Genomic DNA, 13,085 nt, shown 5'->3' on the forward strand with positions numbered 1-13,085 from the left:
ACCCCGGGGATTTATAATGTTGCAAAAAGTTTTAATTGCAAACCGTGGTGAAATTGCATTACGCATTACCCGGGCTTGCAGAACTTTAGGGATCAAAACTGTAGGTGTCTATTCTGACGCAGACAAGGACCTGATGCATTTACGTTTCTGTGATGAAGCAGTGTGTATTGGCCCTGGTGCGAGCAGTGACAGCTACCTGAATATTCCTGCGATTATTACAGCTGCTGAAATTACCGGCGCAGATGCAATCCATCCTGGTTATGGATTCCTCGCTGAAAATGCAGAATTTGCCGAAATCGTAGAAAATTCTGGTTTTATCTTTATTGGTCCACGTCCGGAACATATCCGTTTAATGGGGAACAAGGTTTCTGCCATTATTGCCATGAAAAAAGCGGGTGTACCAACAGTACCGGGCTGCGACCATGCCGTAACGATTCACAATGCGATGGCTGAAGCGAAAGAGATCGGTTTTCCACTGATTGTAAAAGCCGCTTCTGGCGGTGGTGGTCGTGGTATGCGTATCGTCGAAAATGTCGATACCCTACTCGAATCTGTTCAGGCTGCACAGCGTGATGCGGAAATGTGGTTCGGTGATGATACGGTCTATATGGAACGTTTCCTGCAAAAGCCACGTCATGTCGAAGTGCAAGTGCTGGCTGATGGTAATGGCCATGCGATTCATCTGTATGATCGTGACTGTTCACTACAGCGTCGCCATCAAAAAGTACTGGAAGAAGCACCAGCACCGAACTTACCACAGCAAGCACGTGCTGATATTCTAGAAGCCTGTGTCAACGCCTGTAAATTGATGCAATATCGTGGTGCAGGTACATTCGAATTCCTGTTTGAAGATGATGAGTTCTTCTTCATTGAAATGAATACGCGTGTTCAGGTTGAGCATCCGGTAACTGAAATGGTCACGGGGATCGATATTATCGAACAGCAATTGCGTATTGCTGGCGGTTTAGGTCTCGATATTCAGCAAGAAGACGTCAAAGTTTTAGGACATGCGATTGAATGCCGTATTAACGCAGAAGATCCATCGACCTTCCTGCCTTCACCAGGCAAGATTGACAACTTCTATGCACCAGGCGGCGCAGGTATCCGTTTGGACTCGCATGTTTATCCAGGCTACAGCATTCCACCGTATTATGATTCGATGATTGCCAAACTGATTTCGCATGGTAAGGATCGTGAGACATCTATTTCTCGAATGAGAAATGCTTTGGAAGAAATGATTTTAACTGGTGTTAAAACTAATATTCCTTTGCATAAAGATTTAATCCTTCAGGATAAAAACTTCTGCAAACAGGCAATGGATATTCATTACCTAGAGAAGCATTTGTTAAAGCAGCTTGAAGGTGCTGAAGACAAAGCCTAAATCAAAGCTCATAAAAAACCGCTGTCATTCAGCGGTTTTTTATTGTGTGCAATTTAAGGCAATACGCGTCTGAGCACGGCAAAACATTGCTCGGCTTTTTCATTGGCACAGAAGTTAATGGTATAAGGGTTTTGCCATTTCACAAAATACTGCGAAATTTCACCAGACTGATCCACCTGATTGCCTGAACAGTCTTTTTCATTATTGTCATATTTTACTTGCAGAATCAGCGCTGGAATCTGCTGTGAAGGATCCTGTGCCGGCTGATAGTCATACAGCCCTGACGTCCACTCGTCGCCACTTTTAATCACCACATTATTATTGCCTTTAAAATTATAATATTCGATACATTTTTTATTATTCGGGATTTCCATTCCCCACAATCCGACAATTTCCGGACGGGTTTTCACGGTAAATGTATTTGGGATTTCAGCAGCTTTAGCAGGAGCATTCGCTGGTTTTTTATTTTCTGTCGCCATTAGCCAAGGTGAGCTCATGAGTAAGATAAGGCTAAGACATATTTTTTTCATATTTACCGGCATCTTGTTAACAATTGATTCTAAATTATCATATTTTTTGGGATCGTGTCCCGCTCTAACGCAATTTCAATACAGAGTCAGAAATTATTTATCACATTGTTTAAAAACATGGATTTCTTTTCTGACTTTTTTTGTATATATTTCGTATATAAGAATCTTAATAGTTCGTATTAATAACAGATTAATCAAACAATAAAATTATATTTTGGGTCAAACTTAGTTGCTAAACAAAGTGATCATTCACACTTAGAAATTTGAATAGGATTTTAAATTTGCAATTAGCTCGAATAACAGAACAACAATTAAATCATGAAACCTATGCTTATTTTGTCATTGTTTTCGCTGTTTTAGTCTGTTGTTTTATTGGGATCGCAACCAGACCGATTGAGTACCTGGCATTATTGTGGCCGGCCAATGCTGCCTTGTTAGCCCTGTTCTTACGCTTTCCACATTTAAATAATATGGGAGGTTGGCTCGGTGCATTCAGTGCTTTTATGTTTGCAGATCTGGTCACCGGGAACAGCCTATTACAGAGCCTGTTTCTTACCCTGTCTAATCTGATCAGTACTATTGTCTCGATATTTTTTATTCGATATTTCAAGATTAATTACAAATACTATAATACCGGTTATACCTTCGTTCATTTATTTGGCATCTTCGCTTTTGCCGGCTGTCTGGCCAGTGCGGCTTTTGCAGTTCTCACCTTGCCCAATCTACCCAATTCATTCATGACCAAAGAAAATTTATGGATTGATTTTGGTCTGTGGTGGACCGGTGAAATGGTGAATTATATTGTGTTTCTCCCTTTAATCTTGGCATTCCCAAGAATAAAAGACATGCAATACTTATTTAAAAACCGTCGTCAAAAACGTAATTACTTCAGCTATTTTTTACCTGCATCTTCAGTCGTGGCCTGTCTCATCATTACCAATATTTTTGCAGGCCCGGGCGCAATGCTCTACCCTCTGGCTGCACTGATCTGGGCTGCATTGACCTATCGTCTGTTTACTATGACCATGATCAACGCTTTTGTGATTATCCTGACCTATTACAGCCTGACGCAGTTTTACGCCACCAATCACACCATCCTGGCAGATTCTACGATTTATATTTCACTCCGGATCGGGCTGTTTATGCTGGCCTTATCTCCGCTCATCCTGTGTATTATCAGCCAAAACCGCAATGAGCTGTTTAAACGGGTCTTGTATCTGGCCAATCATGACAGTCTGACCCGCACCATGAACCGTCATTTTTTCTTTCAGAAAGGTGAATATTTACTGCAATATGCCAACAGAATGGAATTTTCGGTCATCATGCTGGATATTGATCATTTCAAACGTCTGAACGATGATTTTGGCCATCATGTCGGTGATAAAGTCCTGCAACACTTTGCGCAGATTGTACGTAACAATTTACGTGCTCAAGATCTTTTTGCACGGATTGGTGGAGAAGAATTTGTACTGCTACTCTGGAATACCGAACCCTCAGAAGCGCGGCTCATTGCAGAACGGATTCGTGATCTTGTGGAAAAAACCCCGATTTATCAATCAGATGGCTCGCCCCTGTATATTACCGTGAGTGTGGGCATCACTCATCAAAATGAACCGCAGGCCCAAGACCTGCAAAACCTGATCAATATTGCAGATCAAGCCTTGTATCAGGCCAAACATCGTGGGCGAAATCAGGTGGCGCTTGCATCTTGAGCCTAAATGATCTACAACCTTGAAGCAGCAACACTAGGGAATGGCAATGAAATTTGAAGAATATCTGCAATATGACGGTTTAGGACTGGCTGATCTGGTCGCCAATAAACAAGTACATTCAAGTGAACTTTTATCTGCTGCACTAGAGCGTAGCTCAATTGCCAATCCCGAGCTAAATGCAATTATTATTCCGATGCATGAGCATGCATTGAAACGGAGCCAGCAAAATCTGTCCGGACCTTTTGCCGGTGTGCCTTTTCTGGTTAAAGACCTGTTTCAGGAATATGCCGGTTATCCAACTTCTTATGGTTGTCAGGGCTTAAAACGGATTGGTTATATCGCCGAGACCAATGCCGAGATTGTCAATCGCTGGGAAAAAGCCGGGATTGTGACTTTTGGACGTACCAATACTCCTGAATTTGGGATTAAAGGTATTACTGAACCAGATGCTTGGGGCAGCTGTAAAAATCCGTGGAATTTACAGCATAATAGCGGCGGCTCGTCCGGTGGTTCCGCTTCTGCCGTGGCTGCCGGAATTGTACCAATTGCGGGTGCTGGTGATGGTGGCGGCTCGATACGTATCCCCGCTTCCTATTGCGGCCTGTTTGGCCTGAAACCGAGTCGTGGCCGCACGCCTTGGGGACCACAAATGAGTGAAGCCATGCATGGCGCCGCGATTCAGCATGTACTGACCAAAACGGTACGTGACAGTGCGGCGATGCTAGACGCCACTCATGGTGAAGATCACAGTTCACTGTTTAAGATTCAACGTCCTCAGCATCATTATCTGGATGTGATTCAGCAACCGCCAAAAAAACTGAAAATTGCGTTTAGCACTTATTCTACGATTGGCACACCTGTTTCCCAGGATGCCATTAAAGCCATTGAAAAAACAGCCAAATTGCTAGAATCTTTGGGCCATGAGGTGGTCGAAGACCGCCCAGCCATTGATGGAATGCAACTGGCCAAGGATTTTATTACCACCTGGTTTAGCCAATTTTCATTTATGCTGGATGAAATCCAGAAAGGCTATCCGTCTAAAACAAATGATTTTGAATTGGACTCTTTAGCACTGGCGGCTTTTGGGGCCAAAACCAGCGCGATTGATTATATCCAGAACCTGAATAACTGGGGCCAGTATGTGACCCAGATGAATCATTTCTTTGATAATTATGATCTGTACCTGACGCCTGCAACGGCGACAGTGGCGCCAAAAAATGGTGAGGTCAAAACACCAAACTGGCAGAAACCGATTCTTAAAGGTTTATTGAAACTGAATAAAGCGCATTTACTGGCGCAAGGGAAACTAGTAAACCAGATTGTGAAAGAAAATCTAAAATGGGTGCCTTTTACCCAGTTGGCCAATATTACCGGACTCCCAGCGATGTCTGTACCACTGTACTGGAATGAACAAAACCTGCCGCTCGGTTCACAGTTTATTGCGCCGTTTGCCCGTGAGGATCTGCTATTACAACTGGCAGCCCAATTGGAACAGGCACAACCGTGGTTTGGGCAATACGCCAAAATCCGTATTTAATACTGAGATGATATTTTCAAGCCTGTTTTTGCAGTTCGACTTTATTTGGCAATCCGAAAATCAGTAACAAGCCAAGCAAAGTCGATACTGCAGCAGCGATAAAAATAGATGTGCCGCCGACTTGATCCCAATAATGCCCAGCCAGAATACTGCCACTCGCCACGCCAACGCCCCACATCGTGCTATATAGCGCTTGTCCACGTCCTTGCTGCCCTGCAGAAAAATTCTGGAAAATCACTCGCATCGCAATCATATGAAATAAACCAAAACTTAAAGCGTGAATCGTTTGAGCAAAAAACTGTGCCATAAATGAAGCAGGAAAGACTCCGACGATGAACCATCTTAATCCTGTCATTAACAAGCATAGCGTGACCAGATGACGCCATGACCACCGTGTCAGAAAGAACGTCGCATAGGCAAACATGATTATTTCCGCAATGACCCCGACTGACCAGAGCAGCCCGATCTGACTGGTGCTAAATCCCGCCTGACTGAGATAATTGCTATAAAAACTATAAAATGGCGCGTGTGAAAATAGCAGAATCAATTCAATCAGGAAAAAGCTATACACCACTGGGCGTTTGAATATTGGCCATAAGGGTTCGAGCTGTTTCTGTGCGGTAGGTGCTGTCGTGGGCTCTTTAATGGTAAATGACCAGAGAAAGGCCAGAAATGAAATACACAGCAACAAGACGGGTAACATACTGATGCTAATAATTTCAAAGACGGCGCCCAAGCAGAATACACCGATAATAAAGCCGACTGATCCCCATTTTCGTACTTTGCCATAGAGTTCTGCTCTTTTTTCCCCGAGCCAGAATAAAGTCACGCCTTCAAACTGAGCCAGAATAGCATTCTGAAAGAAACTGAAAATCAGCATCAATAAACCTACAGATTGAAAGCTATTGGGAATGATAAAAATCATGAACCAGATACAGGCTTCCATCCAGGTGGCAATACGCACCAGCAGCATGCGTTTACCGGATTTATCTGCAATCCACCCCCAGATCAACGGCGCAAAGAATCGGGTAACAATCGCAATAGAAGATAAAATGCCGATTTCCTGATAATTGAAGCCTTGATCTTCAAGATACAGACTCCAAAAAGGCATGAACGCCCCGACAATCGCATAGTAAAAAAAGTAAAATCCACTGAGTCTATGCTGGATTGCTAGAACTGGCATTGATTTATATATCCTAATATTTTCAAAATGTTAAACTCGATCAATTTCTATAGCACTGTATTCGACAACTCTTGATTTTGCTACGAGCATCTCGTATTAGTCTAAAAATAAATTTACATAAGTTTATGAATAAATTTTACTAAAGCAAAAAACCCTTTGCTGAGTTAAATCAAAGTAAGAACATAAATCGGCTTCTATATTGAGCACACGATAAAGGGCGGAAACGTTTTTAGGAAGGAGTTGGATGGACTTAAAATCTGAAGATCAACAATCATACAGACATTACAATTATTTTATGGCTAAAGTATGTCCAAAGAATTTCAGATCATAGGCTAAAAATTAAAACTAACTCTAGCTTTATAGCAAGGAGAAAATCAATGCCTAACTTTATAAGACCTCTATGCTCGGGTCTAGTCTTCCTCCCTCTAATGGCAATAAGTATTTGTAGTGCTGCATATGCTAACGCTTCCCCTATAGCATCTAACTCTCCAAAAGATAATATTCATCCCCATATAGATCATCATTTAAGTGAAAGTCTTTATCCTGATGAAGCAAACATAACTGAAAAAATCGCAGATATCATTGAGATATCGATTCGGAAAGAATATTCCACAGGTATCGCGCTACGTGATGCCCATCCCAAAGCACACGGTTGCGTACGCGCAGAATTCAAAGTAGATGAAGCTCTTCCCAAAAACTTGGCTCAAGGTGTTTTTATTCCGGGAAAAACATATCAAGCCTGGATTCGTTTCTCTAATGGTTCTAAAGATGCCCAACAAGCAGATATTAAAAAAGATGCCCGTGGCATGGCGATAAAACTTCTGGCTGTACCGGGAGAAAAGCTTTTAGATGATGAAACCTCTACTCAAGATTTCATTATGATCAATCATCCTGTCTTTTTTGTGAATGATCCAGTCCGATATATGTCATTTATGCAAGATATAAATAGCGATAGATTTTTCAATAAGTTGCATATTCCTTTTGCATTAGGAGCTAAAGGAACCTGGATTGCCTTAAATACGAGAAATAAAATTTCTAATCCTTTGCAAACTAGATATTGGTCTATGGTGCCCTATCAATTAGGAATAGTCACTGATCGTCAAGCTGTAAAGTATTCAGCTCAAACATGTTCGACAGTGACAGATCCTCTTCCACATGCTCCCCATCATAATTTTCTAAGAGAAAAACTGCGCCAATATTTGCAAAAAAGTGAAGCATGTATGGAGTTTCTGGTACAGCCTAGAACATCAAACACCATGTCGGTCGAAGATTCCATGACTGAATGGCAAGAAAGTGAGGCACCTTTCTACAAGGTCGCAACTATCCGCATTCCTCCACAAGTTTTTGATACGCCTGACCAAAACAAGTTTTGTGAAAACCTTTCCTTTACACCATGGCATACCCTACCGGAACACAAACCTCTGGGAGTAATAAACCGAATGCGAAAGGTGATTTATGATCGTATTAGTGAGGTTAGACATGATATGAATTCTATTAACAGATCAGAACCACATTAAAATATAAGTGCTTATTTGAAGTTATCAGCTAACCTAAAATAACCTGTTGTACTGCTCATTCGCCTTAACTTAAAAGCTTTAGTTTACAAACTTTGTGCAGAGTTAATTTAGAAACATAAATAAAGCTGCTACATTAAAAATGACATTATAAAAAGGAAAATGGTTTCAGCGATGAAAATTAAATCTCCTATTATTAAATTGATCATGAGTTGTTTATGTTTAGGTTCAACATATGCAATAGCATCTCCTCCACTTCCCGATAGCAGCAAAATCCAAGCATCTCATATTTCGGAAAAAATACCGGGTACAATATTATCTATACAAGAACAAAATACTGATCTGTTTACGAATGCCTCACAACGTTTCTTAATCAATTATCGCAGTCGTGGCACAAAATCCGAACCCATCGTCGCTTCAGGCTATATCCTGTTACCTAGAGGCAAAGTCCCTAAAGATGGCTGGCCTGTTCTGGCTTGGGCGCATGGTACAACTGGCGTTGCTGATACATGTGCACCCTCTGGAGATTATGTGGGTGGGCCAGTCCATGTCTATCAGCAAATCGCTGCTAAGGCACTGAATGCCTGGCTCGCTCGCGGCTATGCAGTCGTTGCACCTGATTATCAAGGTTTAGGCACTCCGGGCGGTCATCCTTATATGAATGCGCGAAGCCAGTTGCATACTGTCGTTGATGCTGTACGAGCGATCCACCATTTAAAGCCTTATAGCTTTAGTAAAAATTGGTATGTTATGGGTCATAGTCAAGGAGGTGCAGCATCTCTTAAAGTTGCAGCATCCGGTCAAAAAGATGCGCCTGAATTTGATCTTCGCGGGGCAATTGCACTGGCACCAGGCGGTTATCAATATGAAGGAATCGCTGAATATGTTGCTAGCAATTCGCAAATCACGACTGATGTCGCCGCATTTTTTCCAATTGTGCTTTTAGGAGCAGAAGCTGCAGACCCGATGCTTGCTCCAGCAAATTTAGTTAGCCTAGAAATGGGAGAAATTCTTAATCATGCACGCAGTCGCTGTTTGTCAGAATTACAATCAGACCTAAAACAAGCACCTAAGACTGTCTTTAAATCAAATGTAAATCTGGCACCTTTGACAAATTATTTAAAAGAACAGTCTATTGAGAATATGACACCGACTGTGCCGGTTCTGCTGGTACAAGGCGAGAAAGATCAACTGGTCGATTATCGTGGTACTTATGCTTACTACCAGCAGGTATGTACAAAGCAGAAATCTATCGCCTTCCATCTAGTCAAAAATGGAGATCATCGTGATTCCTTAAGACAGAGTGAATTTCTGATTGGAAACTTTATCCATTTAGTTGGACAAGGAAAAGCTTTGAGCACCTGCCCTACAAAATAACCCGGCGAGCTTTTGCATTTAATCATTAAAAACTCAAATATCTTCATATTTATAGAATAGTCCTTTAAATGAGCACTATTCTATAACAGAGGATAAACTGATATTCATCCGTATTCTTACTTTGTGTTAAAACTACATTTACGATTTCGAATTGTTTTGAGCCCATCATTTTTATACCTTAATTCTTTAGCAGATAATAATTAGAATGAAAGAGGTTATTTATGTGCTCAAACTATGAATTCCCCTCAAAAAAACGTCTTTCCTTATTAGATATTCATGAAGAGCAACTCGAACTGGATATGAAAACGCATGTTTATCCTTTAGCGCCGGCCCCAATCATTATGCGCGGTGCTGACGAATTTGAGCTGGATATCGCACGTTTCGGACTGATTCCAGCCTGGGCGAAAGAACTAAAATATGGCCGGCATACTTATAATGCACGGACTGAAACAGTCGCATCCAAACCAAGTTTTCGACATGCTTGGAAAAACAACCAGTTTGCTTTAGTACCAGTCGATACATTCTATGAACCTAAATATATAGACGGCAAACCGCACTGGTTTGGTATTTCACGTGAAGATGGCAATCCTTTTACCGTGACGGCGATTTATGATGACGCACACATTGATGGTGAAAAAATCAGATCATTTTCGATGCTGACCATAAATTCAGATCACCATCCCTTTATGAAACAGTTTCATGACCCGAATGACGAAAAACGCTCAATCATTGTGATTCCGGAAAAATCACGACATGACTGGTTGCACTGCGATCATGAACAAGCCCATGAATTTTTCTTTGAAATGAAAGATGAATTTATTGCAAAGCCTAGAGATCAACGTTTATCGGGAAATTAAAAAGCCCTAAACCAAGTTAGGGCTTCGTCCATGTTAAAAAGCTATTTTTGCTCTCTCAATGGATTTTCCGGCTCTGCATTGGGTTTTTTCTCTGGTTTGACATGCTTATAAGATGCCTGATTACCCTTGTCGTCATTTGATTCTTTATGCGGATTTGATTCTTGCTCTGGCTTATTTGTCATATGCATCTCCTTCATATATCTATTAATAAATAAATATGATATCTGCTGCTAAACATCAATGTTATTTATGTTGCACATTCAGTTTTATAAAGAGACAAACTTTCCTTCAAGTGCTCTTTGACATTTCACAATTCTTGTTGTTCATCTGAGCAAATAAGCTGTTCAGCCTGATCGTAGACGATATAGCAAAGAATATGAATTCGCGTGCGAGCCGATATCGAATACATGAAATTTTCTAACCTTATCCACTGACGGAAAAAGTCTTTTCATCTCAGCAAAACCTTTAGGATGATTGGCCTTAATCATTCGATACCAACCATCTAATGCAGTTTCAGCCTTTGGCCTCTTTTGAATTGCTTCAAGAATTCGAGCGCAGATGCTCACCTACATATATTCTATTGTATTTTGCTATTTCAGTTCTAAGTACTAAGAATTTATCAAAACGTAATCCTATTGAAATATTTTTCTTATAAAGTATTCCTTGTGAGAAATTATGTTTAGATTCAAAAATTTTATCAGTAAAGAAAAACCCCGCCAACTGATGATTGAACGGGGATTGATCTTCATTAATATGTCTGATGATTTGGCACATTATTCAATATTTTTCAAGCAATCACGACACTGTTTGACCTCATCATGGTCACACGTGTAGTTAATTTCAGTCGCACCATGAAGACCAAATAAACAAAATATAAATTGCATCATGTTTTTCTCCTGAGTGTAAAAAGCTCGATCCAACATCAAGCTTTATTGCTTTAAATATAGAATGATTCAATATAAAATGATTGGATCAGCGATCTAGAACAACTTCAGTACTCAGCTCTGTTTAGCCTTTCAGTAAAATTGAAGCTTTTGGGCTAAGTTTGTACAGGCTCTTCAGCTTGAGTCGTCTGATCTTTTTTACAATGATCACTTTTACAATGCTTGCTGCTCATCATCTGACACATTTTCTCTTTGCAAGATTTAAAACAACAGCCAACCATTACGCCCATGCCAAATGAACCATTACGCCCATGCCAAATGCGCATATACATCTCATCATCATAGCTTTGTCCTGTCTTTTCGTGAAAAGAGATATATAAATAACATCTATTCATGTATCTCTCCTGAGGGAATTTTCAGGCTTTATGTTGTGTATGAAAACTTATGTGAAAGAGAATGACCAAAAAATACAATCAGCAAAGAAAAAACCAGATTTAAGACGGAAAAGAAAAAGCCTGTTTAACTCTCCTAAATTAAACAGGCCTTATAATGTGCTGATTTTTAATTATTTTCATTAAGTTCTTAGAATGACGCCAAGATATCACTAGCCATGCAGCCGATCTGTGTAGGATATATAGATGCAATGTTTCAAAATATGAAAAAACCATTACTTTTGTTAATTAAATGACTGTAATTTATCCAAAAATATTTTTAATGAGAAAATAAGATTACTAAATAACCAAAACCCAAGAAGAATTGCTAAACCTATAAGTGAGAATGGGTTAATTTAGATTTTTAGAAGAAAATTCCTTATTTCAGTCAATATCGGATGTTATGAATGTTCAATGTCTCATAAAGTTTATAGATCATTGCTTTCTTTTTAGTCTTTTCTCTCTATAATTTTTCATATGAGCAATAACAATATTTTGGCAGCATGAAAAATCGCATATTAATTACTTTATTGATGAGTCTGGCAATAAGCGGCTGCCAAAAACAGCAAGCAGAGAATTCAGCCGAGGCTGCTGCAAATATTAAAGCGCAGTTTGAACAGTCAGATAATCAACTCAGTGCTTATCTGGACAAACTTGACTCTTCAACAATTAGTCTGGAAGAAAGAACACGTATCCTGTGTGAACAATATCCTAAAGAATATAAAAATAACTACATGCCTGCTCTGCTAAAACTTGCACCCAAGGAATATACAGAAAAAGAGTTGCTCACAGACCTAGACAATGCCTTGAATTTCTACAAGCTAAAAGCCAATATTCAGTGTTAATAAATACTTAGTCTAATCGTGCAATGAAATATAAAAAAAACCGCCTGAATCAGGCGGTTTTTTATGAAGAGCATATATCTTAAAAAAGATTAACGCTGTGGCTTTCACTGATCTTGTTGATTACGTGAACGTTGTTGTTGCTGGTTACTGTTTTGCTGTGGCTGTTGTTGCTGTTGGCCTTGCTGGTTTTGTTGCTCCTGGTCGCGCTGTTGCTGGTTGTGTTGACCACCCTGCGGCTGTTGTTGTTGCTGGTTATTTTGTTGCTGATTTGGGTTTTGCTGGTTGTTTTGTTGACGCTGCTGATCTTGATTTTGCTGTTGCTGTTGTTGCTGTTTCTGTTGGTCTTGCTGTTGATTATTAGCCATGGTGGTATTCCTTACTATTTGCTTTAAATTAAAAGCCGATAGGTTTCGACTTAATATCTACTCTACGCATTTTTCAGATTTCGCCAACCTTTAACCTGTTACAGATTAATTCAATGTAAAAAATAGTAAGATAAGTACTTGAAGTGGAGATTAATGCGCAACATAAATTACCTGATATAATGCAACAGAAACATAATGAAAGACTTTATAGGTCAAAAATTTATTATCCAATAAAAGGAATAACTTAAGTCCTATTTCATATATATGAAATTTTTAATAAAATTTAAAAAGCGTTATTAAACAGAACCACTTAATAACTATGCTATTGATATTTATAAATATATAAAAATAAATCTAAATCTTCTATATTTTTAAAAAATTAAATAAAACATTAAAAATACAATTCTTTTTGAATATTATTAACTGTGAAGAAATACGATACTTAACATGACCTCACCAATAAAACTTA

13 protein-coding genes are annotated in these 13,085 nt (G+C 39.7%); 7 read left to right on the forward strand and 6 right to left on the reverse strand.

Going from position 1 to position 13,085, the window contains the following annotated elements; translation table 11 throughout:
• Positions 1-16: 16 nt before the first annotated feature.
• Positions 17-1,381, forward strand: coding sequence for an acetyl-CoA carboxylase biotin carboxylase subunit (gene accC / locus FTV42_RS10230; protein WP_180038682.1), 1,365 nt, complete (start codon positions 17-19; stop codon positions 1,379-1,381).
• A 53-nt stretch (positions 1,382-1,434) separates the two neighbouring features.
• On the opposite strand, the gene FTV42_RS10235 is transcribed toward accC, so the two are convergent.
• The gene (locus FTV42_RS10235; RefSeq protein ID WP_005100815.1) at positions 1,435-1,878 is read right to left on the reverse strand and encodes a hypothetical protein; all 444 of its coding nucleotides are present in this window, start codon (positions 1,876-1,878) and stop codon (positions 1,435-1,437) included.
• Between the two features lie 314 nt (positions 1,879-2,192).
• Here FTV42_RS10235 and FTV42_RS10240 point away from each other — a divergent pair, with 314 nt between their 5' ends.
• Both FTV42_RS10240 and FTV42_RS10245 read left to right on the forward strand, forming a co-directional pair.
• Entirely contained in the window at positions 2,193-3,623 is a 1,431-nt protein-coding gene (locus FTV42_RS10240) for a diguanylate cyclase (RefSeq protein WP_180038683.1), read from the forward strand.
• 46 nt (positions 3,624-3,669) lie between these two features.
• Positions 3,670-5,160 carry an amidase gene (locus tag FTV42_RS10245; protein ID WP_005107122.1) on the forward strand — a complete coding sequence of 497 codons (1,491 nt, stop codon included), beginning with the start codon at positions 3,670-3,672 and terminating at the stop codon, positions 5,158-5,160.
• Positions 5,161-5,176: 16 nt separating this feature from the next.
• Here the strand turns inward: FTV42_RS10245 and FTV42_RS10250 are convergent, their stop codons facing one another.
• On the reverse strand, positions 5,177-6,343 hold the full coding sequence (locus tag FTV42_RS10250; RefSeq protein WP_180038684.1) for an MFS transporter: 1,167 nt from the start codon (positions 6,341-6,343) through the stop codon (positions 5,177-5,179).
• A 377-nt stretch (positions 6,344-6,720) separates the two neighbouring features.
• Here FTV42_RS10250 and FTV42_RS10255 point away from each other — a divergent pair, with 377 nt between their 5' ends.
• From FTV42_RS10255 to FTV42_RS10265, 3 genes are all read left to right on the forward strand, one after another.
• A complete protein-coding gene (locus tag FTV42_RS10255) occupies positions 6,721-7,860 on the forward strand; it encodes a catalase family protein (protein WP_180038685.1) in 1,140 nt (379 codons plus the stop codon).
• Between the two features lie 171 nt (positions 7,861-8,031).
• Positions 8,032-9,234 carry an alpha/beta fold hydrolase gene (locus tag FTV42_RS10260; protein WP_180038686.1) on the forward strand — a complete coding sequence of 401 codons (1,203 nt, stop codon included), beginning with the start codon at positions 8,032-8,034 and terminating at the stop codon, positions 9,232-9,234.
• Between the two features lie 221 nt (positions 9,235-9,455).
• The gene (locus FTV42_RS10265) at positions 9,456-10,091 is read left to right on the forward strand and encodes an SOS response-associated peptidase (RefSeq protein ID WP_180038687.1); all 636 of its coding nucleotides are present in this window, start codon (positions 9,456-9,458) and stop codon (positions 10,089-10,091) included.
• A 41-nt stretch (positions 10,092-10,132) separates the two neighbouring features.
• Here FTV42_RS10265 and FTV42_RS10270 read toward each other — a convergent pair whose 3' ends face one another.
• The 3 genes from FTV42_RS10270 to FTV42_RS10280 all read right to left on the reverse strand — a co-directional run bounded on the left by FTV42_RS10270 (position 10,133) and on the right by FTV42_RS10280 (position 11,370).
• A complete protein-coding gene (locus FTV42_RS10270; protein WP_005107128.1) occupies positions 10,133-10,273 on the reverse strand; it encodes a hypothetical protein in 141 nt (46 codons plus the stop codon).
• A 162-nt stretch (positions 10,274-10,435) separates the two neighbouring features.
• Positions 10,436-10,657 (reverse strand): type II toxin-antitoxin system HigB family toxin, encoded by a 222-nt coding sequence (locus tag FTV42_RS17820; protein WP_180038688.1) that lies wholly within the window; start codon positions 10,655-10,657, stop codon positions 10,436-10,438.
• A 473-nt stretch (positions 10,658-11,130) separates the two neighbouring features.
• On the reverse strand, positions 11,131-11,370 hold the full coding sequence (locus FTV42_RS10280; RefSeq protein WP_257223441.1) for a hypothetical protein: 240 nt from the start codon (positions 11,368-11,370) through the stop codon (positions 11,131-11,133).
• Between the two features lie 539 nt (positions 11,371-11,909).
• Between FTV42_RS10280 and FTV42_RS10285 the strand changes: the two genes are divergently transcribed.
• Positions 11,910-12,251 carry a hypothetical protein gene (locus tag FTV42_RS10285; protein WP_005107130.1) on the forward strand — a complete coding sequence of 114 codons (342 nt, stop codon included), beginning with the start codon at positions 11,910-11,912 and terminating at the stop codon, positions 12,249-12,251.
• Between the two features lie 104 nt (positions 12,252-12,355).
• On the opposite strand, the gene FTV42_RS10290 is transcribed toward FTV42_RS10285, so the two are convergent.
• Positions 12,356-12,616, reverse strand: coding sequence for a hypothetical protein (locus FTV42_RS10290; RefSeq protein WP_180038689.1), 261 nt, complete (start codon positions 12,614-12,616; stop codon positions 12,356-12,358).
• Between the last annotated feature and the right edge of the window lie 469 nt (positions 12,617-13,085).

The sequence above is a fragment of the Acinetobacter sp. YH16052 genome, assembly GCF_013417155.1.
Classification (GTDB): domain Bacteria; phylum Pseudomonadota; class Gammaproteobacteria; order Pseudomonadales; family Moraxellaceae; genus Acinetobacter.

Bases quoted from the DNA above. Each gene is read 5' to 3' on its own strand.
- FTV42_RS10245 (WP_005107122.1), top strand. From the start codon at position 3,670: ATGAAATTTGAAGAATATCTGCAATATGACGGTTTAGGACTGGCTGAT.
- FTV42_RS10255 (WP_180038685.1), top strand. From the start codon at position 6,721: ATGCCTAACTTTATAAGACCTCTATGCTCGGGTCTAGTCTTCCTCCCT.
- FTV42_RS10285 (WP_005107130.1), top strand. From the start codon at position 11,910: ATGAAAAATCGCATATTAATTACTTTATTGATGAGTCTGGCAATAAGC.
- FTV42_RS10290 (WP_180038689.1), bottom strand. From the start codon at position 12,616: ATGGCTAATAATCAACAGCAAGACCAACAGAAACAGCAACAACAGCAA.
- FTV42_RS10235 (WP_005100815.1), bottom strand. From the start codon at position 1,878: ATGAGCTCACCTTGGCTAATGGCGACAGAAAATAAAAAACCAGCGAAT.
- FTV42_RS10250 (WP_180038684.1), bottom strand. From the start codon at position 6,343: ATGCCAGTTCTAGCAATCCAGCATAGACTCAGTGGATTTTACTTTTTT.
- FTV42_RS10280 (WP_257223441.1), bottom strand. From the start codon at position 11,370: ATGAATAGATGTTATTTATATATCTCTTTTCACGAAAAGACAGGACAA.
- FTV42_RS10265 (WP_180038687.1), top strand. From the start codon at position 9,456: ATGTGCTCAAACTATGAATTCCCCTCAAAAAAACGTCTTTCCTTATTA.
- FTV42_RS10270 (WP_005107128.1), bottom strand. From the start codon at position 10,273: ATGACAAATAAGCCAGAGCAAGAATCAAATCCGCATAAAGAATCAAAT.
- FTV42_RS10260 (WP_180038686.1), top strand. From the start codon at position 8,032: ATGAAAATTAAATCTCCTATTATTAAATTGATCATGAGTTGTTTATGT.
- accC (WP_180038682.1), top strand. From the start codon at position 17: ATGTTGCAAAAAGTTTTAATTGCAAACCGTGGTGAAATTGCATTACGC.